The sequence below is a fragment of the Mesorhizobium waimense genome (assembly GCF_003601975.1).
GTDB classification, from domain to species: domain Bacteria; phylum Pseudomonadota; class Alphaproteobacteria; order Rhizobiales; family Rhizobiaceae; genus Mesorhizobium; species Mesorhizobium waimense.
Genome location: NZ_QZWZ01000014.1, coordinates 17979 through 43309, shown reverse-complemented (window position 1 = coordinate 43309; position 25331 = coordinate 17979). Strand labels below are relative to the sequence as shown.

The 25331-nt window shown below is 62.8% G+C and carries 29 protein-coding genes and 2 pseudogenes; 13 read left to right on the top strand and 18 right to left on the bottom strand.

All coding sequences use genetic code 11. From position 1 onward, the window contains the following. Positions 1 to 22 precede the first annotated feature (22 nt). On the bottom strand, positions 23 to 367 hold the full coding sequence (locus tag D3227_RS18785; RefSeq protein WP_120015792.1) for a RidA family protein: 345 nt from the start codon (positions 365 to 367) through the stop codon (positions 23 to 25). Positions 368 to 600: 233 nt separating this feature from the next. Between D3227_RS18785 and aztA the strand changes: the two genes are divergently transcribed. The 4 genes from aztA (at position 601) to D3227_RS18765 (ending at position 3725) form a co-directional block, all read left to right on the top strand. Further along, positions 601 to 1416, top strand: coding sequence for a zinc ABC transporter ATP-binding protein AztA (gene aztA, locus D3227_RS18780; protein ID WP_120015920.1), 816 nt, complete (start codon positions 601 to 603; stop codon positions 1414 to 1416). Next, positions 1416 to 2291: a zinc ABC transporter permease AztB gene (gene aztB, locus D3227_RS18775; RefSeq protein ID WP_120015790.1), complete on the top strand. Its 876-nt coding sequence runs from the start codon at positions 1416 to 1418 to the stop codon at positions 2289 to 2291. The genes aztA and aztB overlap by 1 nt, the downstream gene beginning before the upstream one ends. A gap of 33 nt (positions 2292 to 2324) precedes the next feature. After that, on the top strand, positions 2325 to 3266 hold the full coding sequence (aztC, locus tag D3227_RS18770; RefSeq protein ID WP_120015788.1) for a zinc ABC transporter substrate-binding protein AztC: 942 nt from the start codon (positions 2325 to 2327) through the stop codon (positions 3264 to 3266). A gap of 120 nt (positions 3267 to 3386) precedes the next feature. Then, positions 3387 to 3725 (top strand): protein tyrosine phosphatase family protein, encoded by a 339-nt coding sequence (locus tag D3227_RS18765; protein WP_120015787.1) that lies wholly within the window; start codon positions 3387 to 3389, stop codon positions 3723 to 3725. Here D3227_RS18765 and D3227_RS18760 read toward each other — a convergent pair. Continuing rightward, positions 3722 to 4189: an Lrp/AsnC family transcriptional regulator gene (locus D3227_RS18760; protein ID WP_120015785.1), complete on the bottom strand. Its 468-nt coding sequence runs from the start codon at positions 4187 to 4189 to the stop codon at positions 3722 to 3724. The genes D3227_RS18765 and D3227_RS18760 overlap by 4 nt on opposite strands. A 151-nt stretch (positions 4190 to 4340) precedes the next feature. On the opposite strand from D3227_RS18760, the gene hppD reads away from it, so the two are divergent. From hppD to D3227_RS18745, 3 genes are all read left to right on the top strand, one after another. Further along, positions 4341 to 5456, top strand: a complete 1116-nt coding sequence (gene hppD, locus D3227_RS18755) for a 4-hydroxyphenylpyruvate dioxygenase (RefSeq protein WP_120015783.1) — start codon at positions 4341 to 4343, stop codon at positions 5454 to 5456. Between the two features lie 63 nt (positions 5457 to 5519). Then, positions 5520 to 5747: a type II toxin-antitoxin system Phd/YefM family antitoxin gene (locus D3227_RS18750; RefSeq protein ID WP_120015919.1), complete on the top strand. Its 228-nt coding sequence runs from the start codon at positions 5520 to 5522 to the stop codon at positions 5745 to 5747. After that, positions 5744 to 6118: a type II toxin-antitoxin system VapC family toxin gene (locus D3227_RS18745; RefSeq protein WP_120015781.1), complete on the top strand. Its 375-nt coding sequence runs from the start codon at positions 5744 to 5746 to the stop codon at positions 6116 to 6118. The genes D3227_RS18750 and D3227_RS18745 overlap by 4 nt, the downstream gene beginning before the upstream one ends. Here D3227_RS18745 and D3227_RS18740 read toward each other — a convergent pair. The 5 genes from D3227_RS18740 to hmgA form a co-directional block, all read right to left on the bottom strand. Continuing rightward, positions 6097 to 6657 carry a DinB family protein gene (locus D3227_RS18740; RefSeq protein WP_120015779.1) on the bottom strand — a complete coding sequence of 187 codons (561 nt, stop codon included), beginning with the start codon at positions 6655 to 6657 and terminating at the stop codon, positions 6097 to 6099. The two genes, D3227_RS18745 and D3227_RS18740, sit on opposite strands and share 22 nt — an antisense overlap. Before the next feature lie 4 nt (positions 6658 to 6661). Next, complete coding sequence (locus tag D3227_RS18735; protein ID WP_245451792.1) at positions 6662 to 6973, bottom strand: hypothetical protein; 312 nt, start codon at positions 6971 to 6973, stop codon at positions 6662 to 6664. Positions 6974 to 7517: 544 nt separating this feature from the next. Continuing rightward, positions 7518 to 8531: a fumarylacetoacetate hydrolase family protein gene (locus D3227_RS18730; protein WP_120015775.1), complete on the bottom strand. Its 1014-nt coding sequence runs from the start codon at positions 8529 to 8531 to the stop codon at positions 7518 to 7520. Then, entirely contained in the window at positions 8528 to 9430 is a 903-nt protein-coding gene (locus D3227_RS18725; RefSeq protein ID WP_120015773.1) for an MBL fold metallo-hydrolase, read from the bottom strand. The genes D3227_RS18730 and D3227_RS18725 overlap by 4 nt, the downstream gene beginning before the upstream one ends. Beyond that, complete coding sequence (gene hmgA / locus D3227_RS18720; RefSeq protein WP_120015918.1) at positions 9427 to 10740, bottom strand: homogentisate 1,2-dioxygenase; 1314 nt, start codon at positions 10738 to 10740, stop codon at positions 9427 to 9429. Before hmgA ends, D3227_RS18725 begins: the two co-directional genes overlap by 4 nt. 148 nt (positions 10741 to 10888) lie before the next feature. On the opposite strand from hmgA, the gene D3227_RS18715 reads away from it, so the two are divergent. After that, entirely contained in the window at positions 10889 to 11326 is a 438-nt protein-coding gene (locus D3227_RS18715; RefSeq protein ID WP_120015771.1) for a MarR family winged helix-turn-helix transcriptional regulator, read from the top strand. A 31-nt stretch (positions 11327 to 11357) separates the two neighbouring features. Here the strand turns inward: D3227_RS18715 and D3227_RS18710 are convergent, their stop codons facing one another. The 3 genes from D3227_RS18710 to D3227_RS18695 all read right to left on the bottom strand — a co-directional run bounded on the left by D3227_RS18710 (position 11358) and on the right by D3227_RS18695 (position 14274). Continuing rightward, positions 11358 to 11546 (bottom strand): hypothetical protein, encoded by a 189-nt coding sequence (locus D3227_RS18710; protein WP_147377629.1) that lies wholly within the window; start codon positions 11544 to 11546, stop codon positions 11358 to 11360. Between the two features lie 460 nt (positions 11547 to 12006). After that, positions 12007 to 13041, bottom strand: coding sequence for an L-threonine 3-dehydrogenase (tdh, locus tag D3227_RS18700; RefSeq protein ID WP_096456834.1), 1035 nt, complete (start codon positions 13039 to 13041; stop codon positions 12007 to 12009). 45 nt (positions 13042 to 13086) lie between these two features. Continuing rightward, positions 13087 to 14274, bottom strand: a complete 1188-nt coding sequence (locus tag D3227_RS18695; RefSeq protein ID WP_120015917.1) for a glycine C-acetyltransferase — start codon at positions 14272 to 14274, stop codon at positions 13087 to 13089. Positions 14275 to 14573: 299 nt separating this feature from the next. Here D3227_RS18695 and D3227_RS18690 point away from each other — a divergent pair, with 299 nt between their 5' ends. Beyond that, positions 14574 to 16643 carry a putative bifunctional diguanylate cyclase/phosphodiesterase gene (locus D3227_RS18690; RefSeq protein WP_120015766.1) on the top strand — a complete coding sequence of 690 codons (2070 nt, stop codon included), beginning with the start codon at positions 14574 to 14576 and terminating at the stop codon, positions 16641 to 16643. A gap of 134 nt (positions 16644 to 16777) precedes the next feature. On the opposite strand, the gene D3227_RS18685 is transcribed toward D3227_RS18690, so the two are convergent. Beyond that, positions 16778 to 17215 (bottom strand): MarR family winged helix-turn-helix transcriptional regulator, encoded by a 438-nt coding sequence (locus D3227_RS18685; protein ID WP_120015764.1) that lies wholly within the window; start codon positions 17213 to 17215, stop codon positions 16778 to 16780. 113 nt (positions 17216 to 17328) lie between these two features. Here D3227_RS18685 and D3227_RS18680 point away from each other — a divergent pair, with 113 nt between their 5' ends. Beyond that, complete coding sequence (locus tag D3227_RS18680; RefSeq protein WP_120015762.1) at positions 17329 to 17736, top strand: hypothetical protein; 408 nt, start codon at positions 17329 to 17331, stop codon at positions 17734 to 17736. Positions 17737 to 17878: 142 nt separating this feature from the next. Here the strand turns inward: D3227_RS18680 and D3227_RS18675 are convergent. Beyond that, positions 17879 to 18338 (bottom strand): annotated as a pseudogene (locus tag D3227_RS18675) (N-methylproline demethylase); the annotation flags it as partial. Between the two features lie 172 nt (positions 18339 to 18510). On the opposite strand from D3227_RS18675, the gene queF reads away from it, so the two are divergent. Further along, the gene (gene queF, locus D3227_RS18670; protein ID WP_120015760.1) at positions 18511 to 18972 is read left to right on the top strand and encodes a preQ(1) synthase; all 462 of its coding nucleotides are present in this window, start codon (positions 18511 to 18513) and stop codon (positions 18970 to 18972) included. On the opposite strand, the gene D3227_RS41650 is transcribed toward queF, so the two are convergent. The 5 genes and pseudogenes from D3227_RS41650 to D3227_RS43760 all read right to left on the bottom strand — a co-directional run. Beyond that, the gene (locus D3227_RS41650) at positions 18954 to 19094 is read right to left on the bottom strand and encodes a hypothetical protein (protein ID WP_167480751.1); all 141 of its coding nucleotides are present in this window, start codon (positions 19092 to 19094) and stop codon (positions 18954 to 18956) included. The two genes, queF and D3227_RS41650, sit on opposite strands and share 19 nt — an antisense overlap. Positions 19095 to 19101: 7 nt before the next feature. Further along, on the bottom strand, positions 19102 to 19677 hold the full coding sequence (locus tag D3227_RS18665) for a YqhG/Tai3 family protein (protein WP_120015758.1): 576 nt from the start codon (positions 19675 to 19677) through the stop codon (positions 19102 to 19104). Between the two features lie 390 nt (positions 19678 to 20067). Next, entirely contained in the window at positions 20068 to 20547 is a 480-nt protein-coding gene (locus D3227_RS18655; RefSeq protein ID WP_120015754.1) for a DUF3828 domain-containing protein, read from the bottom strand. Positions 20548 to 20750: 203 nt separating this feature from the next. Next, complete coding sequence (locus D3227_RS18650) at positions 20751 to 21494, bottom strand: trimethylamine methyltransferase family protein (protein WP_281034917.1); 744 nt, start codon at positions 21492 to 21494, stop codon at positions 20751 to 20753. A gap of 55 nt (positions 21495 to 21549) precedes the next feature. Then, a pseudogene (locus tag D3227_RS43760) lies at positions 21550 to 21774 on the bottom strand (trimethylamine methyltransferase family protein); the annotation flags it as partial. A 94-nt stretch (positions 21775 to 21868) separates the two neighbouring features. Between D3227_RS43760 and mutL the strand changes: the two are divergent. Both mutL and D3227_RS18640 read left to right on the top strand, forming a co-directional pair. Further along, positions 21869 to 23731 carry a DNA mismatch repair endonuclease MutL gene (gene mutL / locus D3227_RS18645; RefSeq protein WP_120015752.1) on the top strand — a complete coding sequence of 621 codons (1863 nt, stop codon included), beginning with the start codon at positions 21869 to 21871 and terminating at the stop codon, positions 23729 to 23731. Positions 23732 to 23830: 99 nt separating this feature from the next. Continuing rightward, the gene (locus D3227_RS18640; RefSeq protein ID WP_120015750.1) at positions 23831 to 24352 is read left to right on the top strand and encodes a P-loop NTPase family protein; all 522 of its coding nucleotides are present in this window, start codon (positions 23831 to 23833) and stop codon (positions 24350 to 24352) included. 27 nt (positions 24353 to 24379) lie between these two features. On the opposite strand, the gene D3227_RS18635 is transcribed toward D3227_RS18640, so the two are convergent. Beyond that, complete coding sequence (locus tag D3227_RS18635; protein ID WP_120015916.1) at positions 24380 to 25273, bottom strand: DMT family transporter; 894 nt, start codon at positions 25271 to 25273, stop codon at positions 24380 to 24382. Positions 25274 to 25331 lie beyond the last annotated feature (58 nt).

Genomic DNA, 25331 nt, shown 5'->3' with positions numbered 1-25331 from the left:
GGGGAGGTAGAAGCCCGCGTTCTCAAATCGCAGCGGTAATGATCATCTCGACCAGATATTCCGGGCCGGCGAGCTTCGCCTCGCCGGTGGCACGGGCCGGCGTGTGGCCCTGCGGCACCCACTTGTCCCATTCCGCATTCATCTCGGCGAAGGTGCCCATGTCGTCCAGCCAGATGATCGCCTGCAGGATCTTGGTCTTATCGGTGCCGGCCTTGGCAAGCAATTCGTCGACGGTCGCCAGAATGTCGCGGGTCTGCGAGGCAACATTGCCGCCGGGCTCGCCGACCTGGCCGGCCAGATACACGGTGTTGCCGTGGATGACGATCTGGGTCATGCGCGGGCCTACATCGATGCGACGAATGCTCATGGGAGGTTTCCTTCCTTTTGTGGGTCGCGCCTCTTTAGAGTTGCGGCTTGCTTCGGGCAAGGCCGCCGGGGCGAATCCTCTTGAGCCAAGCGATGGGCGCAAAGCCAACCGAACACGACGAGTTGACCTGGGCGCCGCAATTCCGCCGGATTGGCTTGTTGACTAATGTAATAACATCACATATCGACTTGGCCGCCTGCAGCAGCGCGGATTTCCGTGCCACGGACCGTTTGATGACAAATGCCTGCCTGACCTTCCGCGACCTGACGCTCGGCTATGGCAGCCACCCGGCGATCCATCATCTCGACGGCACGATCCGCCGGGGATCGCTGACGGCGGTCGTCGGCGCCAACGGTTCGGGCAAGTCGACGCTGATGAAGGGCATTGTCGGGGTTCTCAAGCCGATGGCCGGCAGCGTGATCCGCGCGCCCGGCGTGCACGCCGCCTATCTGCCGCAGCAGTCGGAGCTCGACCGCTCCTTTCCGGCGCGGGTCGTCGATCTGGTTTCGCTGGGCCTCTGGCCCAAGCGCGGCATGCTTGGCCGCTACACAAAAGAAGATCGCGAGTCCGTCAGCCAAGCGCTGATGGCCGTCGGCCTTGGCGGCTTCGAGAAGCGCCCGATCGACACGCTGTCGGGCGGACAATTGCAGCGGACACTGTTTGCCCGGGTGCTGCTGCAGGACGCCGATCTCATCCTGCTCGACGAGCCGTTCAACGCAGTCGATGCCAAGACGGTCGGCGACCTGATCGCGCTGATCAAGCGCTGGCATGGCGAGGAACGCACCATCATGGTCGTCGTGCACGACCTCGATCTGGTGCGGCAGAATTTCCCCGAAACGCTGCTGCTCGCCCGCCAGCCCGTCGCCTGGGGCGAGACCAAGGAAACGCTGCGGCCGGAGAACCTGTTGCGCGCGCGCCGCTTCCATGAAGCCTGGGAAGAGAATGCGCCGTGGTGTGAGCCGGAAGGACATGACCATGGGCAAGGACATGACCATGCTCATGGGCACGATCACGGTCACCATCATGGCTCCGGGCCGAGGGCCGCCTGATGGACTTGCTCTACTCCCTGTTCATCGCCCCTTTTGCCGATTTCGGCTTCATGCAGCGGGCTCTGATCGGCTCGCTGATGCTGTCGCTCGGTGCCTGCCCGGTCGGCGTCTTCCTGATGCTGCGGCGCATGAGCCTGTCCGGCGACGCCATGGCGCACGCCATCCTGCCGGGTGCCGCCGCCGGTTTCCTGTTCTATGGGCTGGAAATCCTGCCGATGACCATTGGCGGCCTGATCGCCGGCATCATCGTAGCGCTCGGCGCCGGTGCCGTCTCGCGCTTCACGATCCAGCGCGAGGATGCCTCGATGGCGGCCTTCTATCTGATTTCGCTGGCGATCGGCGTGCTGATGGTGTCGATCCGCGGCTCAAGCGTCGACCTCATGCATGTGTTGTTCGGTACCGTGCTGGCGCTCAACAACGAGGCGCTGGCGCTGATCGGCGGCATTGTCGCGGTGACGCTGGTCAGCCTCGCCATCTTCTGGCGGGCGCTGGTCGCGGAATGCCTCGATCCCTTGTTCCTGCGCTCGGTCAGCCGTCTGGGCAGCCCGGTGCATTTTATCTTCCTCGGCCTCGTCGTGCTCAACCTCGTCGGCGGCTTCCAGGCGCTGGGCACGCTGCTGTCGGTCGGGCTGATGATGTTGCCAGCGGCGGCGGCTCGCTTCTGGACGGCGCGCGTCGAGCCGATGTGCGTGCTGGCAGTGCTGATCGGCTTTGCCTCGTGCATCGCCGGGCTGCTGCTTTCCTATCATGCGTCGCTGCCGTCTGGCCCCGCCATCATCCTGTCGGCCGGCGTCGTCTATTTCGCCTCGATCCTGTTCGGTACCCGCGGCGTGCTGCGCGCCCGCATCGTGCATCACCGCCACCGAACTGCCTGATTCCTACCCGCCCCCCCAAAGGAGACCTTCCCAATGCTGAAATCGATCCGCGCCGCCCTGACGATGAGCGTTATAACATTAAGCGCCTTCGGCGCGTCCTCGGCCTTCGCGGCGCCGCTGAAGGTGGTAGCCAGCTTCACCGTGATTGCCGATTTCGCCAAGAATGTCGGCGGCGACCGGGTCAACATCACCACCATCGTCGGCCCGGATGGCGATGCCCATGTCTATGAGCCGAGCCCTGCCGATGCGGTGGCGATGGCCGGCGCCAACGTGGTGCTGGTCAACGGCCTGCATTTCGAAGGGTTTTTGCAGCGCCTGGTTGAAGCCAGCGCCACCAAGGCCTCGATCGTCACCTTGACCAAAGGCGTGACGCCGATTGATTTCAAGCCTGAGTTCGCCGACGCCGACGCTGCCGAAGGCGCGGGCACCGGTGGGGGCAAGACGGTTACCGACCCGCATGCCTTCCAGTCGATCGCCAACGCAAAGATCTATGTGAAGAACATCGCCGATGCCTTCTGCGCGGCCGATTCGGCGGGCTGCGTCAGCTACCAGACCAATGCCGCCGCCTACACCAAGAAGCTCGAAGCGGTCGAAGGCGAAGTGAAGACGGCGATCCAGTCGATCCCCGAGGAAAAACGCGTCGTCATCACCTCGCATGATGCCTTCGGCTATTTCGAGCACGAATACGGCCTGACTTTCCTGGCGCCGCAGGGCGTGTCGACTGATTCCGAGCCTTCGGCAGCCGACGTCGCCAAGCTGGTCAACCAGGTCAAGCAGGACAAGGCGGCGGCGATCTTCGTCGAGAACATCACCAACCCGCGCCTGATCGAGCAGATCGCCAGCGAGACCGGCATCAAGGTGGGCGGCACGCTCTACTCCGACGCGCTGTCGCAGCCCGACGGTCCGGCCTCGACCTATATCGACATGATGCACAACAACATCGCCCAGATCAAAGGCGCGATCCTCGGCAGCTGAGCAAGGCCAGTTGGATTCCTCGGCGGAAATGTCTATCTGCGCAGGGAGATTTCCCTGCGCAGATTGTCGGTCCAACCGGGGAGTGGCAAGACTGCCGCCAAATCGGATTGCGAGGACACCATGGAATACCGCCAGATCAGCGAAGACTATTCGGTCGCGGGGCAGATCCAGCCCGACGATGTCGTCGCCATCAAGGAAGCCGGCTTCAAGAGCGTGATCTGCAACCGGCCCGACAATGAGCAGCCCGGCCAACCTTCGGCCGACAGCGTCAAGGCGGCGGCCGAAGCGGCGGGGCTCACCTTCCGCTTCATCCCGGTCATCAGCGGCCAGATCACCATGGAGAATGTCGAGGATCAGGCCGAAGCGCTCGACGAACTCGAAGGGCCTGTGCTCGCCTATTGCCGCTCCGGCGCGCGCTGCACCAATCTTTATGGGCTGGTGCAGCAGCAGAAGGCTTAAATCGGCAGCGCGCCGGTTTCCTTCAGCGTTTCGAGCACGATCGCCGTCTTCACATGCTGCACGGATTCGTGCGGCAGCAGCACGTCGTTGACGAATTCCGACAGCGATTTCAGGTCCGGCGTCACGACTTTCAAGATGTAGTCCATCTCGCCGGTCAGCGCGTGCGCCTCCTGCACTTCCGGCAGCCGCGCCAGCAGTTCGCCGAAGCGCCTGGCATTGTCGCGGTTGTGGGTGGCCAAGGTCACCGAGATGACGTTGACCAGCGAAAAGCCGAGCCTGTCGCGATCGAGCACAGCGCGGTAGCCCCTGATGAACCCGTCCTCCTCCAGCCGCTGGCGGCGACGCGAGCATTGCGACGGCGACAGGTTCACCCGGTCCGACAAATCAGCGTTGGTGAGCCGCGCGTCGGCTTGCAACAGCGCCAGTATCTTGCGGTCAAATTGATCAATGCGCACATTATCCACGGACGTTCTCCTCCTTGTGCACGTTTTACGCATCAGATCAGCATTTCAAGCGTTTGAATGCAAGCTCTGTGCGGTTGGTTGGCGCTATAATGGGCAAGGATGGCCAAGAGCGGCCAGATCAAATTTCCAGATCAAATTTCGGAGAACTGCCATGGGCCCCTTCCCGCACGACGCACCGCCGGCCAAGATCAGCAAGACCAATCCCGCCGGCACCGACGGCTTCGAGTTCGTTGAATTCGCGCATCCGGAGCCGGAAAAGCTCGCCGAGCTTTTCACCCGCATGGGCTATGTCGCGGTTGCAAAACACAGCTCGAAAAACATCACAGTCTGGCGCCAGGGCGACATCAACTACATCGTCAACGCCGAGCCCGGTTCGCATGCGATGAAATTCGTCGACAAGCACGGCCCCTGCGCGGCCTCGATGGCGTGGCGGGTGGTCGATGCCAAGCACGCTTTCGACCATGCCGTGGCCAAGGGCGCCACGCCCTACGAAGGCAATGACAAGGCGCTGGACGTGCCGGCCATCGTCGGCATCGGCGGCTCGCTGCTCTATTTCATCGACAGCTATGGCGAGAAGGGCTCGGCCTATGACGCCGAGTTCGAATGGTTGGGCGCCCGCGACCCGCGGCCGCAAGGCGTCGGCTTCTATTATCTCGACCACCTTACCCACAATGTCTATCGCGGCCAGATGGACAAATGGTGGGATTTCTACCGCGAGCTGTTCGGTTTCAAGCAGATCCATTTCTTCGATATTGACGGCAAGATCACCGGGCTGGTCAGCCGGGCGATTACCTCGCCCTGTGGCAAGATCCGCATCCCGCTCAACGAGTCCAAGGACGAGACCAGCCAGATCGCCGAGTATCTGAAGAAGTACAATGGCGAAGGCATCCAGCACATTGCGGTCGGCACCGACGAGATCTACGGCGCCACCGACAAGTTGGCGGCCAACGGGCTGAAATTCATGCCTGGCCCGCCGGAAACCTATTACGACATGTCCTATGACAGGGTGAACGGCCATGACGAGCCGATCGAGCGGATGAAGAAGCACGGCATCCTGATCGACGGCGAAGGCGTGGTCGACGGAGGCATGACCAAGATCCTACTGCAGATCTTTTCGAAAACCGTGATCGGCCCGATCTTCTTTGAGTTCATCCAGAGGAAGGGCGACGAAGGTTTTGGCGAAGGCAATTTCCGCGCTTTGTTCGAATCGATCGAGCAGGACCAGATCAAGCGCGGCGTGATCAAGGTGGATGGCAAGGCGGCGTAACCATCGAACTCATTTGCGGCTCGGCCAATTATGACCTAAATTCTGGTCATAAGAGGTATGACGATGAATATTCCGATGGCGAAAGTGAAGGCCCAGCTCTCCGCGTTGGTGAAGCGTGCCCAGGCCGGCGAAGAGATCCATCTGACCCGGCATGGGGAAATTGTCGCAACCTTGAGCGCTCCCGCGCGGCCCGGCGGCAGCAAAGGCCTGTTTGGGGCCCTGAAAGGTCAAATTCGGATATCGGATGATTTTGATGAACTCGGTCCCGAATGGGACGAGTATATTAAATGAGCCGCAAATATCTGGTCGATACGCATATTCTGCTTTGGGTACTCAACGCCGATTCACGTCTTTCAGATCACCATCGCGACATCTTTCTCGCAGGCAAGGATGTGATCGTCAGCGCCATCTCGGTAGCGGAGATCGCCATCAAGAAATCGCTCGGCAAAGTCACGCTCACAGGCGACATCGTGGGCATTCTGCGATCGAACGGGATTCCGATCCTCGGCGTAAACGAACTACACGCGGCGAGACTTGAGCATCTGCCGCTTCACCACCGCGATCCCTTCGGCCGCCTGCTCATTGCACAGGCTCAAATTGAAGGCCTCACGTTGGTCACCGCGGATCGGCATTTTTCAGCCTATGACGTAGCGTTGGTCTGATCATCCAGCCCCAGCCGCTCGACCTCCGCTTTCCTGAGCTTCAGATCATAATCGAGCAGGAACTCGTCGAGCTGCGGCGGCGCGATCGAGGTGCCGGACAGCATGGCATGCACCTGGCCGCGATGGTGGATGTCGTGAAGGAAGACATGGGCGAGGATATCGCCGATGCGCTCCGGGATCATGCCGTCCTCGCGCCGGTCGGTGATGACGTGGCGGTCGAGATCGCTCTCCGACAGCCTGCCACAGAAGGCGATGAGACGCCGGTCGAATACGGTCTGGGCGGCGAACAACACCTGTGGTTCGTCAAACGGCACGTAGTCGTCGTGGGCAGCAGCCCCGACGCCGCCCTCCTCCAGGAAATCGAGATAGAGATGATCGACCGCGAGGATGTGGTTGAGCGTCGCCTTGATCGACGGGAAGAAGCTGGTGCGTTCGGCTTCGAACTCGCCAGGCTTGAGCTGCAGCACGGCACGGTATAGCCGGTCGTTCGACCAGAGATTGTTGCCGGCCATGCGGCGGAGGTGATCGAGCAGGGTCACGAATTCATCCGCCTGACCAGACCAAGAGCGCCCACATCAGCACGAAACCGGCGAGAACGGTCAGCAGCAGCCGGTTCATGCGGCGCCGCATGGCCTGCGTTTCCTGGTCCCGTGCCACGTTCGTGTTGGTGACGGTGTGGAACATCATCGCGTTGCGTGGAAAGCCGCTGCGGTTGGCAAGGTCAGGCGAGCGCGCCTCGATGCGATAACTCAGCCGGATCGCCTGGATGAAGATCGCCAGCATCACAAGCGCCCAGAAACCGCACAGAAGATAGAATGCCTCGCCCGTCATTCCCTCACCTTTGGTATTTTTCAACCTTCTGCTCGATGGCGCCAAAGTTCGAATGGCCAGTCTCAGATACAAGCTATTTCAGCGTTTCGCTTCGTAGCAAATAACGCTCTGCAACCCCTGCGATGATGACCGGCAGAAAAAGCAACAAATACCAAAAAGCCGCGCAAGCCAGGAGCAAGTAGAGCATGACCTTACCAGGTATACGGCTAGGGGGCAGTTGCGTGGAATTTACCTCCGAATCCGGCGAACCAGGAATGGAGGTTCTCACCGCCGCAAAATCTGGCCAAATGCAAAGCCAACTTATGATGGCCATGGCGACAAAGCTGGCGACGACAAAGAATGCATGCGCCAGCTTCCTTCTCCGTGAAAGTTACGCGCAAGAACGACAAAACAGACAACCGAAAGGCCGGTGAAGGCAGCAAAAGCGAGCTGTCTGGTCTGCTCCCCTGCATGTGCGAAAGATAAACCTAATGGAATCAGCACCACACAAAAAACGATCAGGAAAGCGGCGGTAGCCACGTAGGTTTTGGCTGTTTCTTTCGGGGACCCATTCATTCGCCGTGCCCCGTCACCCCTCGTATTTCTCGACCTTCTGCTCGATGGCGCCGAAGATCGAACTTCCCGCCTTGTTCTTCATCTCGATGCGCACCGTGTCGCCGTAGCGCAGGAATGGCGTTTTGGGTTCGCCGGTCTCGATGGTTTCGATCATGCGCAGTTCGGCGATGCAGGAATAGCCGGCGCCACCTGCCGAAACGGGCTTGCCCGGACCACCCCCGAGTTTGTTGGACACGGTGCCGGAACCGATGATGGTGCCGGCGGCCAGCGGCCTTGTCCTGGCGGCATGGACGATCAGCGCCGGAAAATCGAAGGTCATGTCGATGCCGGCGCTCGCCCGGCCGAACGGCTTGCCGTTGAGATCGACGAGCAGCGGCAGGCTGACCTTGCCGCCATCCCAGGCATCGCCCAATTCGTCAGGCGTCACCGCGACCGGCGAAAAGGCCGAGGACGGTTTCGACTGGAAGAAACCAAAACCCTTGGCAAGCTCCGGCCCTGTGAGGACACGCAGCGTCACGTCGTTGACCAGCATCACCAGCCGGATAGCGGCTTTTGCCTCTTCGAGGCCTGCGCCCATCGGCACATCATCGACGATGACGGCGACCTCCGCCTCCATGTCGATGCCGAATTCCTCATCCGCCATGCGGATCGGATCGCGCGGCGGAACGAAGCTGTCGGAGCCACCCTGATAGATCAGCGGGTTGGTCCAAAAACTTGCCGGCATCTCGGCGCCACGCGCCTTCCGCACCAGCTCAACATGGTTCACATAGGCCGAACCGTCGGCCCATTGATAGGCGCGCGGCAGCGGCGAATGGGCGTCATGTTCGTGGAAGCGCGCCGACGGCACCGCATTGTTCTCGAGCGATTCCGCCATGGCGGCGAGATGCGGCGAAATCCTGCTCCAGTCGTCGAGCGCGGCCTGCAGCGTCCGCACCAGGAACGAGGCATCGGTAGAGCGCGTCAGGTCACGCGAGACGACGACAAGTTTCCCGTCGCGCGTCCCGTCCTTCAATGTGGCAAGCTTCATGCGGTTTCCTCTCCTACTGCGGCTTCGGCGCAGCTTAAGCCCACAACAAGGCCGTCGCGGGCAATCGTCAAGGCGCCAGTCCAAGTTTTCCTGACGGCGGCGATCCAATCGGCTTCGCCGATCCCGGGATCGTCGGCCGGAATGAGGTGGTTGAGCACCAGTCTTTTGACACCGGCGTCGGTGGCGATGCGCCCTGCTTCGGCGGCAAACGAATGACTGGCGAGCAAATGTTTCCTCAGCCGCGCGCCGTTTCCGGTTTTTGCGACCAGTCGCTCAATGCCTTGCTCCAGCATCGCCTCGTGGACAAGAATGTCGGCGCCCCGGGCGAAACCGGCCAGCGGCGGAAAGAACGCCGTGTCGGCAGAGAAGACGACGCTTCCGCCGCCATGCTCGAAGCGCAACGCAAAACAGTCGGTCACCGGCGGATGGTCGACGCGCAACGCCGTCACACTCAAACCGCCTTTCTCCAAGACCAGGCCTTCGCCGAACTCCTCGACCGAAACCAACTCGCGGATATCCGGCCGGCCTTCGTCAGCGATGCGGATCTCGATGTCGAACTCCATCGCCTGGCAGAAGCGCCGCCAGTAATGGCCGGTGCCGGGTGGTCCGAAGACGCTGACCGGGCTCGCCAGACCGGCTGTCCAGGCGGTGTGGATGAGCGGCCCGAGTTCCAGAACATGGTCGGAATGGAGATGCGTGATGAAGATCAGGTCGAGCGCCCTCAGGCTAATGCCGGCATCGACCAGTCCGCGCGTCACGCCGAGCGCGCAGTCGACCACGATGGTTCGACCGCCGAGTTCCAACAATGACGAACTCGGCCAAGGCCCGCCCGGCCGCAGCGCCGGGCCGCCCTTGGAGCCGAGAAGCACCAGCCGATCGCGCACCCGGTCGACGCTCAAGACCAGTCGCCCTCGGGCGTGCCGTTGAAACGCTTCTTCAGGTCGGCCCAGCAGTCGATGTAATTGTCCTGCCGGGTTTCCAGTTCGGCGCCATAGCGGGTCAGCATCTGCGGGAATCGGGTCTCGAACATGAAGGCCATGGTATCGTCGAGCTTGACCGGTTTCAGCTCGGTACGCGAGGCCTTTTCGAAGCCAGGGGCGTCGGGCCCGTGGGCCAGCATCAGATTGTGCAGGCTGATGCCGCCGGGGACAAAGCCTTCCTCCTTGGCGTCGTACTGGCCGTGGATCAGGCCCATGAACTCGCTCATGATGTTGCGGTGGTACCAGGGCGGACGGAACGTGTCTTCCGCCACCACCCAGCGCGGCGGGAAGATGACGAAGTCGATGTTGGCGGTGCCCTCCTCACCGCTCGGCGCCGTCAGCACCGTGAAGATCGACGGGTCGGGGTGATCGAACAGGATCGCGCCGACCGGCGAAAACGTTGCCAGATCATATTTGTAAGGCGCGTAATTGCCGTGCCACGCCACCACATCCAGCGGCGAATGGCCGATTTCGGTGATGTGGAAATTTCCGCACCATTTGACGATCAGCCGGCACGGCGTCTCCTTCTCCTCGAACCAGGCGCAAGGCGTCTTGAAATCGCGCGGATTGGCCAGGCAATTGGCGCCGATCGGGCCGCGGTCGGGCATAGTCAGCTTGGCGCCGTAGTTCTCGCAGACATAGCCGCGCACTTCCGTGTCGACCAGTTCGACCTTGAACACCAGACCGCGCGGCAGAACGGCGATCTCGCCCGGCCGGAGCTCGATGACGCCCATTTCCGTGACGAAGCGCAGCGCCCCCACCTGCGGCACGACCAGCAACTCGCCGTCGGCGTTGAAGAAATGGTCATCGACCATCGATGTGTTGGCGACATATACATGCGCCGCGATGCCGGTCTGTCCCAGCACGTCGCCGGCCGTGGTCATGCTGCGTATGCCTTGAATGAAATCGGTCGGCTCCTTCGGCATTGGCACCGGATTCCAGCGATACTGGCCAAGCGCCAGTTCGTGGTCGCCGACATTGGGCGCGGTCTTCCACAGCGGATAGCTTGCCGGTTTGAAGCGCCCGGTGTGCCTGACGCTTGGCCGGATGCGGTAGAGCCAGGAGCGCTCGTTGGTGCCGCGCGGCGCCGTGAAGGGCGAGCCCGACAGCTGCTCCGCATAGAGGCCGTAAGCCGGCCGCTGCGGGGAATTGCGCCCCTGCGGCAGCGAGCCCGGCAAGGTTTCGGTTTCAAAATCATTGCCGAAGCCCGGCATATAGGAAAAGGCCATCGCTTCCTCCTCAAGCATGATCCCCGGATTGCCATTTCCGCCCAGCGATGGCGTCTGGCGGTCCGCGGGTTGACCAAATTGGTTTCATTTGTAACCATTGAAAATGTAACTATCAATGCCGCGATGGCGTTGCGAGGACTAAGCAACCATGGACATCCTCGAATTGGAAAGCTTCCTGCCCTACCGGCTCTACCGGCTTGCCGATGCCGTCAGCCACGAATTCTCGAAGATCTACAAGCACCGTCACGGTCTGACCCGACCTGAATGGCGCACGCTGGCCGGGCTCGGGCAGCGCGGCACGATGACCGCGACGGCGCTTGGCGAACAGTCGGCGATGCACAAGACCAAGGTTTCGCGCGCCGTCGCCGAACTCGAGCGGCGGCGCTGGCTGACGCGCACGCCTGATGAGAACGACCGCCGTATCGAACATCTGACGCTGACCAAAGCGGGGCTGGCCGCCTATCGCGAGATGGTGCCGCTGGCGAAGGCGTTTGAGAGGGAGTTGCTGGCGAGGCTAGGTGCGGAGGAACAGGCGGCGATCGTCAGCGGGGTGGCAGCGCTGGAGGCAAAACTCACCTTGGGTTAAAATCCTCCCATAGGGTCGACGGTCGCAGAAATCAGATGGCTACGGCGGCAGGCAACGCTCCTAAGCCGTAATGGGCGCGTTCGGCTTCAATGATGCCTCTGACGTGGCTTCGAAATGCTACCGGATCATCGATGTAGGCCAGGAGCATCTGCGCCTGCAAAGCCGCGTGTCTTCGAACGCTTTCAAACAGCCGCCTTGCCGTTTCAAAGTCACCAGCCAAGCCGGCCGCCACCCCGGCATGGAAAGCTCCCCATTCGGCCTTTGGACCAAGCACTGGGCTGAAATTCGACTACACTTAGCCAGAAGCCACGATCAGCGATCCAGACACGAGATTGCCCTTTCGCCGAAATCCGGCGGGCTGCAATGCGATCTTTGCCTGCGAAGCAATGATACGCCGTACGCCCCCGGCTGTTTCATTCACGAGGATCGTCGCTGTCGCCTGCACGGAAGGGAACATCGATCGATGAATCTGGTCAATTTCGACTGCCTTCCTGGCCATTTGACCGACCAGGGGCACAAACTGTTCGGGGCCCTGGAACGCCGCCGACGCGTTCAGAGCGATCGAAGGTCAGTGTCTCCAGAAGCGAGCCCCAAAGCCAGTGGACTGCTACGTTCAGGCAAACGTCCGTGCTCGTTTTCCGCCATCTCGGGTCCCCACGTGAAGCCAATAGGCTCGACCCTCACCAATCCATCACCACCTTGCCCGAACTGCCGCTGCGCATCGCATCGAAGCCGGTCTGGAAATCGTCGATGCCGATGCGGTGCGTGATCAGGCCGGAGACGTCGAGCGGGCCCTGCACCAGGGCGATCATCTTGTACCAGGTCTCGAACATCTCGCGCCCATAAATGCCTTTGAGATGCAGCATCTTGAAGATGACCTTGTTCCAGTCGATCTCGAAGCCGGTCGGCGCGATGCCCAAAATGGCGATCTTGCCGCCATTGTTCATGGTGTCGATCATGTCGCGGAAGGCGGGTGCGGCGCCCGACATTTCGAGGCCGACGTCAAAACCCTCGGTCATGCCGAGCGCCGGCATGACGTCACGCAGCTTTTCCTTCGAGGCGTCGACGACATGCTGGACGCCGAGTTTTTTCGCCAGCGCCAGCCGCACCGGGTTGATGTCGGTGATGACAACCTTGCGCGCACCGACGCATTGCGCCACCAGCGCGCCCATGATGCCAATCGGCCCGGCGCCGGTGACCAGCACGTCCTCGCCGACCAGGTCGAACGACAATGCGGTGTGGACGGCATTGCCCAAGGGATCGAAGATCGCGGCGATCTCGTCCGGCACGTCGTCCGGGATCGGCACGACATTGTGCTGCGGGATCGCCAGATATTCGCCGAAGGCTCCGGGGCGGTTGACGCCGACGCCGAGCGTGTTGCGGCAGAGATGCCCTCGTCCTGCCCGGCAGTTGCGGCAGTGGCCGCAGACGATGTGGCCTTCGCCCGACACGCGCTGGCCGACCTTGTATTCGGTGACCGCCGCACCAAAATCGGCAACGGTGCCGACGAATTCATGGCCGGTCACCATCGGCACCGGCACTGTCTTTTGCGCCCACTGGTCCCAATTGTAGATGTGGACGTCGGTGCCGCAGATCGCGGTCTTCCTGACCTTGATCAGCACGTCGTTGGGGCCGATCTCCGGCACCGGCACCTCTTCCATCCAGATGCCCGGCTCGGCCTTGGCCTTCACCAGCGCCTTCATCATGTTCGACATTCTTTTGTCCCTCGAATCCCTTGATGCGGAATCGCTTTTGGCGGCTCAGGAGATGACGCCCAACTCCTTGCCCACCGCGCCGAAGGCTTCGACCGCGCGGTCGATGTCGGCAGTGGAATGCGCCGCCGACATCTGCGTGCGGATGCGCGCCTGGCCCTTCGGCACCACCGGGAAAGAAAAACCGATGACATAGATGCCGCGCTTCAGCATGCGCGCCGCCATCTCCTGCGCCAGCGCTGCATCGCCCAGCATCACCGGGATGATGGGATGATCGGCGCCAGCGAGCGTGAAGCCAAGCTTGCCCATCTCGGACCGGAAGCGCGCGGCGTTGTCGTAGAGCCGCCGGCGCAGCGCATCGCCGTGGCGGATCATGTCGAACACCTTGATCGAGGCGCCGGCGATCGCCGGCATCAGCGTGTTGGAGAAGAGGTATGGTCTCGAGCGCTGGCGCAGCCAGTCGACCACCTGCCTCTTGCCCGAGGTGTAGCCGCCGGACGCGCCGCCCAGCGCCTTGCCGAGCGTGCCGGTGATGATGTCCACCCTGCCCTCGACGCCGCAATGTTCGGCCGAGCCGCGGCCATTGGCGCCGACGAAGCCGACCGCATGGCTGTCGTCGACCATGACCATGGCGTCGTACTTGTCGGCGAGGTCGCAAACGCCCTTCAGGTTGGCGATGATACCGTCCATGGAAAACACGCCGTCGGTCGCGATCAGCCGGAAGCGGCAATCCTTCGCCTCCTTCAATCGCGCGTCGAGCTCGGCCATGTCGTTGTTGGCGTAGCGGAAGCGCTTTGCCTTCGACAACCTGACCCCGTCGATGATCGATGCGTGGTTCAGCGCATCGGAGATGATCGCATCCTCCTCGCCGAGCAGCGTCTCGAACAGGCCGCCATTGGCGTCGAAGCAGGAACCGTAGAGGATGGTATCATCCATGCCGAGGAAGGCGGAAATCGTGGCTTCGAGCTCCTTGTGCTCTTCCTGCGTGCCGCAGATGAAGCGCACCGAGGCCATGCCGTAGCCATAGCGGTCGAGCGCCTGCTTGGCCGCTTCGCGCAGTTCTGGACTGTCGGCGAGCCCGAGATAGTTGTTGGCGCAGAAATTCAGCACCTTGTCGCCGCCCACCTCGATCTCGGCAGACTGCGTCGAGGCAATCACCCGCTCGGATTTGTAGAGGCCGGCCGACTTCAGGTTTTCAAGCTCGCTGTCGATATGGGAGAGGAATGCGGCGCTCATGGTCAGGCCCTGTTCGGTTTGAGGCGGACTGTCGCCCCGCGCGGGGGAAAAATCCATCGCAAAAGCGACGGCTTCGGTGGCGCCGCGAAAGCGCGGCCGCGATCCTTCGTGACAATCAAGCGACGATGAACTCAAATACAGGGATGCCGAGAAAGAACATGATAACCATCTCGGCAGCTTTCCATCCCTGCCCTTGCGGTCAGCGTCATCGTTTCCGGACCTGTTAACCCTTTCAAGCCAATGGTCTTCTCGCCAGGAATTCACGGCAGGAATCCGTCGACCGGAGGGGTCACCTAGAGATGTCGCAGCAGCCAGTGCATAGCGTGTCGCGCAAGCTGATACTGCTGATCAAGAGCGGCTATTGGCTGGCGCTGCTGATCATCGCCACCATGGTGATGGCCTCCTTCATCCTGCTGCAGCAGATGATGGCGGCCCAGCAGCACAATGACGCGCTGCTCAACATCGTCAGCACGCAGAAGGCCCTGTCGCAGCGCATTGTCTTCCTTGCCGGCGCGACGGGCGCTGCTACGCGCGACAAGCAACCGGCCCTGGTTGCCGCGTTCAAGCAGGCGACCGCCGAGTTCGAGACGAATTACGACCTCCTGCTCGACCAGACGGGCGCCGATCCGACGTCGCCGGCACGGCTCGATCCGAAATCGATCGAGAATGTGCTGTTCGCCAAGCCCTTCCACCTCGACTATTTCTCGGTCGGGCTGATCGCCAATGGCGAACGCCTGATCTCATCCTTCGAATCGAAGCTCGCAATCGGCAGCGAGGGCTACAAGGGCGGCGCCGAGCGCGTCAATCTCGATGCCTCCGTCGCCAATGCCACGCTGTCGGGCTATGCGGCACTTGGCCAGCGCATCAGCGCCTATGCCGACGAGCGCTCGGGGCAACTGCTCGATCTCCACCGTACACTGTTCTTCGCCACCATCGGCGTCATCGTGCTGGTGGCGCTGTTCATCTTCCGGCCGATGTCGAACGCCATCCTGCGCAAGACGCGCGAGCTGGTCGACGCGCGCAACTCCATGGCCTTCATCGCCGTCCATGACGGGCTGACCGGCCTGCACAACCGCACCTTCCTCACCGACCATTTCGACACGCTGATCAAGGGCGCGCACCGCCGGCGCGAGCGGCTGGCCGTGATCCAGCTCGACCTCGACCGGTTCAAGCAGATCAACGACACGCTCGGCCATGCCGCCGGCGACTATGTGCTGGTGGTGACCGCACAGCGCATGCGCGATTCCTGCCGGGCATCGGATCTGTGCGCGCGCCTCGGCGGCGACGAGTTCGTGATGATCCTCAACGGCGCCGGCAGCACCGAGGACATCCATATGCTGGGCAGGCGCATCCTGGAGCAGATCAACGAGCCGATCGTCTTCCAGGGCACGACCATCCTGCCGGGGGCCAGCGGCGGCATTGCCGTCTACCCTGTCGACGCCGACAATGCCGAGGACCTGCTCGTTCATGCGGATCTCGCGCTCTACTCCGCCAAGAAGCTCGGCGGCGGCAACTTCTCGTTCTTCTCCGAGGAGCTCAGGCGCGAACTCGACTACCGCAAGCAGCTCGAGCACGACATCCGCACGGCAATCGCCGACAAGGCGTTCGAGGTCTATTTCCAGCCACAGGTGTCGCTGACCAACGGCACGATCAGCGGCATCGAAGCGCTGGTGCGCTGGAAACACGCCGATCGCGGTATGATCTCGCCCGGCGAATTCATTCCGGTGGCCGAGAAATGCGGCTTCATGCCCGAGATCGGCCGCATCGTCATCAGCAAGGCAATCAACGAAGCGGCGGAATGGGACCGCGCCGGCATCGCTTTCGGGCGGCTTGCCGTCAACGTCTCCGGCACCGAGCTGCGCGAGCCGGACTTCGACAAGTTCCTGTTCGATACCCTGGAGAAGGCGGCGCTGGCGCCGCAGAAACTGTCGCTCGAGATCGTCGAATCCGTGATCCTCGACGACGAGAAGACGGGCATCGCGGCCAAGCTCAGGCACATCCGCGCCTCCGGCGTCCATCTCGAACTCGACGATTTCGGCACCGGCTATGCCTCGCTCAGCCACGTCAATCCGAACGAGATCGACCGGCTGAAGATCGACCGCCGCTTCGTCCAGAACATCAACGAGAACGGCGACAACTCCAAGATCGTGCGTGCCATCACCGAGCTGGCGCGTGGCCTCGGCATCTCGATCGTCGCAGAGGGCGCGGAGACCGAAGCCGAGCTCGACTCGCTGATGGCGATCGGCTGCGACCAGGTTCAGGGCTATTCCATCGCCTTCCCGATGCCGCAGGACAAGGCGCGCGAATGGCTGATGGCGCGGCGCCCGAAGAAGGCCAGGCTCAAGGTGCTGCAGGGAAGCCTCGCTTAGGCACGCCTCCGCGCCTAGCTTGACAAGCCGGCACCGACATGGCGGCCGGCCGTGATCGCAACCGCGCTGAAGCTGCGCCACTACGCCTTTGGCTCGATCCCGGGATATGACGGCTGAGCGGGGACGGCCACGCGCTAGCCGGCAGCGTCAGCGACATTTGCCCTGAGCGCCGCCAACACCTCTGCAAACTCCGCCAACTTGTCGTCCGGCAATCCCACCCGCAACCGCTTGTCGAAGGCAAGTGCTGCGGTACGCAATGTCTCGAACAGTGCTTCGCCGTCCGTGGTCAGCGCCACCTGGTGAACCCGGCGGTTCTCCGGATCGCGCCGGCGCGTCAGTAACCCTTGCGCTTCCATGGCGTTGAGATGGTGGGTCAGCGTCGCGCCTTGGATGCCGATCATGCCGGCAAGCTCGCGCTGGTTGGCAAGTTCGCGCGACTTGACCGACAGCAGAGTGACCCATACCGGCAGCGTGCCGCCGGCCTCGACAAGCGCCGCGTCAAAGGCCTGCGCCACCAGCTTGGCGGTGCGGGCCAGGTTCATGCCGACAGGCGGACGGTCAAAAGGCGTCATGTTTCGACACTAGTGCATCAAACGGATCGGCGAAACTCGACTCATTCATTGACATCGAATCATTCGATATCTAACTTTTTGTCAACGGCGGGGCAAAAAGAGGAAATGCGGTCATGCAATATATCTACATCGTCGTCCTCGGCCTTCACGTCATGGCAGGCGTGTTCTGGGCGGGCACCACCATCGCTGTCGGCCGTGATCCGGACATTCGGGCGGAGCGGTTCTTCCGGCCACAAATGGGCGCGGCCGGCCTGGCTTTTCTCACCGGCATACTGCTTTGGTATTTCTTCCATGAGGGCGTTTTCGGCTCGATGGAAAAGGTGCTGGCGCTGGGCATCGTGACGGCGCTGATCGCCGCCGGCGTACAGGGCGCGCTGGTGGGCTCTGCCAGCAGGCAACTTGCCGGCGCCGACCAGGCAACGGAAAGCCAGTTGCGTGCGAAGATGACAAGAGGCGAGCGCATTGCCGGAGGGCTGCTTGTCATCACAGTGCTCTGCATGGCCACCGCCAGGATGTTTTGAGCAATGGCGCAAGCACTGTCTACAACATCGTACAGTGCCCGGCGCCAAGCCGGCACCGTGCGCGGCGCGCACCGGGCCAACGCGGCAGGTGGCTCTCCCTGCGAAGGCCCGGCTGCGCGCCACCAATCGTCCGTACTGCCCGTCAGATTCGCAAGCCGAACCGGATGCCGTCATAGATGGCGGCGCGGATGTTGCGCGAGGCGACGGTGTCGCCGATGCGGAACAGCACGAACCCGCCCTCGGGATTGCGCCTGGGGGAAATTGTCGCCGCCGCTGACCAGCCGCTCGTAGTCGACCGCGCCGCCATTCTGTAACAGTGGGTTCAGCGTGAGGTAGAGGTCGTCGAGGGTGCGTGCCATGCTCGACCACCACGCGCCGCACCGACCGCAACCTGGTATTGATGGTGATGGTGACCCCCTTTTCCTGGAAGGCGCGCATATAGGGAACGTGGTTCATGCCGCCCATTTCCGGGCGAAGAAGCGCTCCGGTGAGACCAGCTCGAGCTTCGACCCGCCCGTCGCGATCAGTTCGGCCGCGCCCATGCCCTGATGGCCGCCGATGTCGTCGTAGAGCAGCACGTTCTCGGCTGGCTTGACGGCGCAACGCCGGATCTCGTACTCGCGGCCCTCCATCACCTTCTTGATGATAGCGCGGGTCATGCCGACCATGTCGAGCTTGCCGGTGGCGATGGCCGGGCGGATCGTTGCTGGTCATCTCTTCCTACTGATTCAATTTGTGCTAATGAGCGCCGAAAATTGAAAAGAGACCCCGCCCATGATCGACACCAGAACCCTCACCCAGCTCGGCGCCCATGTCGAGCCGCCACAGAGCCCTGAAGCAGCGGTGCTGGAGACCGTGCCGTTTGCGCGCGGCAACGGCCCGCCGGCCATCGTGCGCTTCGTCTGCCCGGAATTCACCTCGCTCTGCCCGGTCACCGGACAGCCGGATTTCGCCCATATCGTCATCGACTACGCACCCGATACGCTCTTGGTGGAATCGAAGTCACTCAAGCTGTTCATGACCTCTTTCCGCAACCATGGCGCCTTCCATGAAGAATGCACCGTCATGATCGGGCGCCGCATTGTGGCCGCGACCAAGCCCCTGTGGTTGCGTATTGGCGGCTATTGGTATCCGCGCGGCGGCATTCCGATCGACGTGTTCTGGCAAACCGCCGCGCCGCCGGAAGGCGCCTGGCTGCCCGATACGGGTGTCGCGCCCTATCGCGGGCGGGGATGAGCCTGGATCAATGCGGAACCACGCAGCTTCAGCGGCCGGGTTGTTGGGGCACCGCCATAGAGACCGGCCGTCCAGCAGAACGGCACGAGCGGGACGTTGACGCGGATGTCGGTGATCTTCATCGGTTCCCTATTCGCACTGATACTGACTGAGCGCCCATTCGCCGGTCACCGACAGAAGGTCTGATATCTTCCAGCCGCCGTTGATCTTTTTCAGTTTCCATTCCAGCCGATGCGCATTGCCTTCGACGACGAAGGCGACAACCACCTTGGCCTCGTCGCCATTGACCGCTTCGATGGTCTTCAGGCTCTTGTCGATCGCGAGCTTGTCGTAATTGGCATTGTCGAGCGCCATGTTGGGGTCGAGGCATTCGCCCTGCCCGGATTTGCGCAGCGCATCGCTCTTGTCGAGCACGGTCTTGGCCGGGTCGATGAAGTTCTTGCGCTCAGCCGGATCAAGTTCCAGCCCGACACGCTCGTAGAAAGGCTTGATCACCGCCGTTGGCGAGCCCGGCAGCACGGGCGCCGATGGCGCGCTCTCGGCTGGAGCACTTTGGGCCGGCGGCGATGCCGCCGGCGGGCTTGCAGGGGATGTCTCGTCGGCCGGCGCATTTGCAGGTGGCGCACCGAACAAGCCCTGAGCGCTGGCACCGCCGGTCAGTCCCGCCAGCAGACACACAGCCACCAAGGGCGGAAGACGGACCATCGCATCACTCCGGGGCCGACCGTTCACGCACTCAGCTGGCTCAGCGTCCAGCCATCGGTCTTTGGAGCCCGCTCACAAACATGCAGAATTCGCCGGCGCGAACAACCCCAAACCGCCTGAACCGCCAAAGCGCGTCGCCGACGCGCCTCAGGTTTTGTTTGTGCATGACGTTCATGCATCAGCTTCGCGCGGCGGTGCCGCGCGAAGCATTGTCGATAACCGCTATTTCAGCGGGATGGTTGGCGGATTCGGGCCGTCGGCGGTGTTGCCGTTGATCTGATTGCTGGCATAGGACGAGATCACACCACCATTGAGGATGGCCGTGCCGGTCCCGTTGCCGGAGATCGTCGACCTGCCGACGCGGCCTGGACGCAGCCGCGTCCCGTTGCATCACTGCGGCGTCTGGCCGGCCAGACATTCCAGCGCGCTGAGCGTCCAGCCGCTGGTCTTCGACGTGATGTCGGCGACCTTCCACTTGCCGTCGATTTTCTTGAGAGACCAGACCATTTCACGCTTGGACTCATCGCCTTCCGGGAAAAGGCTGAACGTCGCCGTCACCACGGCGCTGTCGCCGTCCACCGCTTCAGACAGCTTCAGCGTCTTGGCGACGGTCTTTTCGTCATAGTCCTGCGCGTCGAGACCGGGAGCGAAGTCGATGCAAGGCACCTCGTCCGGCTTGTTCTTCTGCGCCTGGTCGTTGAGGTCGAACAGCTTGGTCACCGGCTCGGTGAAACGGTCGCGGTATTTGGCGTCGGCCTCGAATTTGACCTCGGGCACATAGAAGAACTTCACCGCATTGGATGCCGGGCCGGCCAGGGCCGCCGCGGGCGCGGCGATCGAAAGGACGGCAACGAGCACTGTCGGTCTCATGCAGAATCTCCGGATATCGATAGCCCTAAACTATCAATATCACGCATCCTGCATACTGGCTTTCTTGCGGCCCATAAATCTTGCAGCGCCCCGTCCGACGGCACAGGCTACCGATCCAGGCAAATCACTCTCTATGGTCCGGTCAAGTCTTCGCCTGTTCCATCAACCAACGCTGTCGGGCAGTTTTTCCTCACGCCGCGCGATCAAATCCTTGAGACCCTCGGCGATGCCCTCGTCGAGCTTTGGCTCCTCATAGTCGGCCAGCACGCTTTCTCGCGACCGCGCGTGTCGTGGTCCTTCGCGCCTTCAGCCTTCCACTGTTCAAACGAATTGAAGTCCATGATGCTGGGCATGAAGAAGGCGGACTCGAAATGTTCGAGCGTGTGCTGGGTGCCCAGGAAATGACCCTGAGGCCCGACCTCGCGGATCGCCGCCATGGCTTCCTTGAAATCGTCGAACGGCAGCCCGCCGGCATATTTGTACCAGCCGACAAGCTGCTCGCAGTCCGTCGCGAATTTCGAATAGCCGCAGGTGAGCCCCGCCTCCAGCCAGCCGGCCGAGTGCCAGATGTAGTTGGCGCCGGCCAGGATGGCGGCATGCATCAGCATGTTCGCCTCGTAGCCGGCCTGGGCGTCGTTCAGCTTCGACCCGACATGGAAGCCTGACGTGCGCCACGGCAGCCGGTATTTCCTGGCAAGCGCACCCATCAGATACATCATCTGCGCGGCCTCCGGCGTGCCGCCCATCGGGGCGCCGGTCTTCATGTCGACGGTGACCATGAACTGGCCGTAGATCTGCGGCGAGCCGGGACGCAAGAGTTGCGTGAACGCGACGCCGGCCAGTGCTTCCGCATTGACCTGCGCGACCGCGCCGACGGCGGAGGCCGAGGTCGAGGCGCCGCAGAGTGCGAAAGGCGCCAGGATCAGCGGGTTGGTTGCTGCGCGCATAGACCTTCATGGCGTCGAGCATGGTGGCGTCCCACACCAGCGGCGAGTTGCAGTTGGTGATCGACACCAGGACCGGGTTGTCGCGCACATAATCCTCGCCGAACACGATGCCGGCCATCGCCATCGTGTCTTCGGCGCGTTCCTTCGAGGTGACGATGCCCATGAACGGCTTGTCGGAATGCTTCAGTGCCGAATGGATGATGTGCAGGTGGCGCTTCGGCACCGCAATTTCCATCGGCTCGCAGATGATCGAGCTCGAGGAGTGCAGCGCCGGCGCCATGTAGGCGAGCTTGTGGCGTGAGGTAAATGCTGGTCCACCCAATCGCGTGAATCTCCCCTCCCGCAAACCCCACGAATCCGCCTATAGTGCTCCCATGCCCATCCGCCAGCTTTCCGAAACGATGATCAATCAGATCGCCGCCGGCGAAGTCATCGAGCGTCCGGCGAGCGTGGTCAAGGAATTGGTCGAGAACGCGCTCGATGCCGGGGCTTCGCGCGTCGAGATCGTCACCGCTGGTGGCGGGCTGAACCTGATCCGCGTCACCGACGACGGCTTCGGCATTCCCGAGCAGGAGCTGGCGCTGGCGATCGCCCGCCACTGCACGTCCAAGCTTGCCGACAACATCCACGACATCCGCTCGCTCGGCTTCCGCGGCGAGGCGCTGCCCTCGATCGGCTCGGTGGCACGGCTATCGATCCGCTCGCGCACGGCCGCTGGCGATAGCGCCGCCGAGATCGGCATCGAGGGCGGCCGTATGTCCGCCGTCAAGCCGGCGGCGGCCAATCGCGGCACCACGGTTGAGGTGCGCGACCTGTTCTTCGCAACGCCAGCGCGGCTCAAATTCATGAAGGGCGAGCGCGCCGAAAGTTCGGCCACCAGCAATGTGGTCAAGCGCATTGCGATTGCCTTCCCCGCCGTGCGCTTCACGCTGGCCGGCTCCGACCGTTCGACGCTGGAATTGCCGGCAACTACCGACAGCCCCGAGGGCCGGCTTGCCCGTGTCGCACAAGTGATGGGCGCCGACTTCCCCGCCAACGCGATCGCCATCGATGCCGGGCGCGAAGGCGTGCGCCTTGCCGGCCATATCTCGATCCCGTCCTTCAGCCGCGCCAACGCGCTGCAGCAATATGCCTATGTCAATGGCAGGCCGGTTCGCGACAAGCTGATCGCCGGCGCCATTCGCGGCGCTTTCGCAGACGTGCTGCCGCGCGACCGCCATGCGGTGACCGTGCTGTTCCTGACGCTCGATCCGGGAACCGTCGACGTCAATGTCCACCCGGCCAAGGCCGATGTCCGTTTCCGCGATCCCGGACTGGTGCGCGGGCTGATTGTCGGCGCCATCCGCGAGGCGCTGGCCAATGCCAGCATCCGCGCCGCCACCACAGGAGCGGCAGGCATGATGGCGGCGTTCCGACCCGGTGCTGCCAGCTACGCGCATCCCGGACCGGCCAATGGACACCGCAGCTACGATGCGGCCTATCGCGCCTCGGGCTTCACCGGGTTCGACCGCTCTGCGCAGCGACCGCTCGACATGGAAGGCGGTGGCTCCGGTAGTGGCGGGTTCCGCGAGAACGATCAGGCCGCCTTCGATGCCGGGCCGCTGGTCAGCGCCGATGCGCGCGCCGGCCAGGACAAGGCGGCCGAGACCCTGCTCGGCACAGTGCTGGGCGCGGCGCGGGCGCAGGTGCATGAGAACTACATCGTCGCCCAAACCAGGGATTCGCTCGTCATCGTCGACCAGCACGCCGCGCATGAGCGGCTGGTCTACGAAGCCTTGAAGAATGCGCTCCATTCGCGCGCGGTGCCCTCGCAGATGCTGCTTCTGCCGGAGATCGTCGACCTGCCGGAAGAGGATGCCGAGCGGCTCGCCATGCATTCCGAAACGCTTGCCCGCTTTGGCCTCGGCATCGAGCGCTTCGGGCCGGGTGCCGTCGCGGTGCGCGAGACGCCGTCGATGCTCGGCGAAACCAATGTGCAGCAACTGGTGCGCGACCTCGCTGACGAGATCGCCGACAACGACACGGTCGAGACGCTGAAGGGCCGGCTGGACAGGATCGCCGCGACCATGGCCTGCCACGGCTCGGTGCGCTCCGGCCGCCTACTGAAGGCCGAGGAGATGAACGCGCTGCTCAGGCAGATGGAGGCGACGCCGGGCTCCGGCACCTGCAACCACGGCCGCCCGACCTATATCGAGCTCAAGCTGGCGGACATCGAGCGGTTGTTCGGGCGGCGGTGACGACACAGTTCCGTCGGCGTAGCTCCCTCTCCGGCCGCTTTGCGACCACCTCTCCCTCACATCGTGGGGGTGAGAACCCAAGCTTTCCGAGGTCGCCTCGTGCAACGGATCGTAATTCTCGGAAATGCTGGAAGCGGCAAATCAACCCTGGCAAGGGAAGTGGGCGAACGGCTGAAATTGCCGGTCGTGCATTTGGACAGACTGTTCTGGGGCCCGGGTTGGAGCAAACCTCAAAATGAGGTCTTTCGTGCACACGTCAGCGAGGCCATCTCTGGTGACGGCTGGGCGTGCGAGGGAAACTACTATCGGCAAACTTTCGACCTCAGGCTGCCCCGCGCCGATCTCGTTGTCTGGCTCGACACCCCTCGCGTAACCTGCCTGAGCCGGGTCATATTGCGTAGCGCATTGAACCGGCCTCGGCCTGATCTTGCGGCCGGATGCCGTGAGAGGCTGGACAAAGAGTTTTTGTCGTTTCTGCGCTACATCTGGAATTTCGACCGTGACAGTCGACCGCTCATCGAGCAGGAGCGTCTGGCGAGGGGGGCGCTGGTGCCGGTGATGAACTTGCGTGGCAGCCGTCAGATATCCGACTTCGTTAACTCGCTTGCTCGCCAGCCCTAGTACAGCCAACTCCTCCAACTCTCTGATTCACCTCTTCAAATTCACCACGATGACGCCGCCGAGCGCCAATGCGCCGCCGATGATGCCGAGCAGGGTCGGCACTTCGCCGAGCCAGAAGAAGCCGATCAGCGTCGCCACCGGCGACACCAGATAGAGGAAGTTCGAGGCGCGCGCGGCGGGCAGACGCGACAGCGCGGTGGCCCAAGCGGCGTAGGCGATCAGGCTCGGCACGATGCCGAGAAAGATGACGGCACTGAGCCCGGCAGTGTCGGCGACCGCGGCCTGCGAGAGCGCGTTGGGCAGGAATGGCGCTAGGCAGAGCGCGCCGAGCACCATGTTGGAAGCGGCGATGGTCAGCGGGTGGTGACGGGCAAAGAGCGGCTTCTGGACGATGGTGTTGACGGCCGAGCACAGGGCGGAGCCTAGAACCAGCAGCGCGCCGGTGTTGAAATGCAGGCCCTGCCCCTCGCCCATGGCGATGATGCCGATGCCGGCGAAGGAAATGCCGGTGCCGAGCCAGGCCAGGCCGGAAAAGCGTTCGCCGAGCAGCGCCATGGCCATGATGGCGGTGAAGATCGGGCTGACATTGATGATGAAGCCGGCGGCACCGGCCGAGACCGTCAGCTCGCCGAAATTGAGCATCGCCGTGTAGAGCGCGACGAAGATGGCGCCGCCGAAGCCGAAGCGCCACAATTCGTCGATGCGGGGCAGCGCAGGGCGCTTGACGGCCAGGAAGATCGCGGCCGGAACGGCGGCGATGGCGAAGCGCAGCGCGCCGAGTTCGAGCGGATCGAAGGCAGCGAGGCCGGCCCGGATGGCCGGAAAGGCGGAGGCCCAACCGACCACGGTCAGCGCCACGGCAATGACCGCCGTGGTATCCATGCGCTGTGTCGAATTCAACGTGCCGGTATAAGCGCTCATCTGACCGTCCTTGCGATTCAATTGCATGACGTACAGAAACGCTATTGCCGACCGGTTG

What these genes read in the sequence shown, in the direction of transcription:
- D3227_RS18785 (WP_120015792.1), bottom strand. Translation starts at nt 367, where the DNA reads ATGAGCATTCGTCGCATCGATGTAGGCCCGCGCATGACCCAGATCGTC.
- aztA (WP_120015920.1), top strand. Translation starts at nt 601, where the DNA reads ATGACAAATGCCTGCCTGACCTTCCGCGACCTGACGCTCGGCTATGGC.
- aztB (WP_120015790.1), top strand. Translation starts at nt 1,416, where the DNA reads ATGGACTTGCTCTACTCCCTGTTCATCGCCCCTTTTGCCGATTTCGGC.
- aztC (WP_120015788.1), top strand. Translation starts at nt 2,325, where the DNA reads ATGCTGAAATCGATCCGCGCCGCCCTGACGATGAGCGTTATAACATTA.
- D3227_RS18765 (WP_120015787.1), top strand. Translation starts at nt 3,387, where the DNA reads ATGGAATACCGCCAGATCAGCGAAGACTATTCGGTCGCGGGGCAGATC.
- hppD (WP_120015783.1), top strand. Translation starts at nt 4,341, where the DNA reads ATGGGCCCCTTCCCGCACGACGCACCGCCGGCCAAGATCAGCAAGACC.
- D3227_RS18750 (WP_120015919.1), top strand. Translation starts at nt 5,520, where the DNA reads ATGAATATTCCGATGGCGAAAGTGAAGGCCCAGCTCTCCGCGTTGGTG.
- D3227_RS18745 (WP_120015781.1), top strand. Translation starts at nt 5,744, where the DNA reads ATGAGCCGCAAATATCTGGTCGATACGCATATTCTGCTTTGGGTACTC.
- D3227_RS18730 (WP_120015775.1), bottom strand. Translation starts at nt 8,531, where the DNA reads ATGAAGCTTGCCACATTGAAGGACGGGACGCGCGACGGGAAACTTGTC.
- hmgA (WP_120015918.1), bottom strand. Translation starts at nt 10,740, where the DNA reads ATGGCCTTTTCCTATATGCCGGGCTTCGGCAATGATTTTGAAACCGAA.
- D3227_RS18715 (WP_120015771.1), top strand. Translation starts at nt 10,889, where the DNA reads ATGGACATCCTCGAATTGGAAAGCTTCCTGCCCTACCGGCTCTACCGG.
- tdh (WP_096456834.1), bottom strand. Translation starts at nt 13,041, where the DNA reads ATGTCGAACATGATGAAGGCGCTGGTGAAGGCCAAGGCCGAGCCGGGC.
- D3227_RS18695 (WP_120015917.1), bottom strand. Translation starts at nt 14,274, where the DNA reads ATGAGCGCCGCATTCCTCTCCCATATCGACAGCGAGCTTGAAAACCTG.
- D3227_RS18690 (WP_120015766.1), top strand. Translation starts at nt 14,574, where the DNA reads ATGTCGCAGCAGCCAGTGCATAGCGTGTCGCGCAAGCTGATACTGCTG.
- D3227_RS18685 (WP_120015764.1), bottom strand. Translation starts at nt 17,215, where the DNA reads ATGACGCCTTTTGACCGTCCGCCTGTCGGCATGAACCTGGCCCGCACC.
- D3227_RS18680 (WP_120015762.1), top strand. Translation starts at nt 17,329, where the DNA reads ATGCAATATATCTACATCGTCGTCCTCGGCCTTCACGTCATGGCAGGC.
- queF (WP_120015760.1), top strand. Translation starts at nt 18,511, where the DNA reads ATGATCGACACCAGAACCCTCACCCAGCTCGGCGCCCATGTCGAGCCG.
- D3227_RS41650 (WP_167480751.1), bottom strand. Translation starts at nt 19,094, where the DNA reads ATGAAGATCACCGACATCCGCGTCAACGTCCCGCTCGTGCCGTTCTGC.
- D3227_RS18665 (WP_120015758.1), bottom strand. Translation starts at nt 19,677, where the DNA reads ATGGTCCGTCTTCCGCCCTTGGTGGCTGTGTGTCTGCTGGCGGGACTG.
- D3227_RS18655 (WP_120015754.1), bottom strand. Translation starts at nt 20,547, where the DNA reads ATGAGACCGACAGTGCTCGTTGCCGTCCTTTCGATCGCCGCGCCCGCG.
- D3227_RS18650 (WP_281034917.1), bottom strand. Translation starts at nt 21,494, where the DNA reads ATGCGCGCAGCAACCAACCCGCTGATCCTGGCGCCTTTCGCACTCTGC.
- mutL (WP_120015752.1), top strand. Translation starts at nt 21,869, where the DNA reads ATGCCCATCCGCCAGCTTTCCGAAACGATGATCAATCAGATCGCCGCC.
- D3227_RS18635 (WP_120015916.1), bottom strand. Translation starts at nt 25,273, where the DNA reads ATGAGCGCTTATACCGGCACGTTGAATTCGACACAGCGCATGGATACC.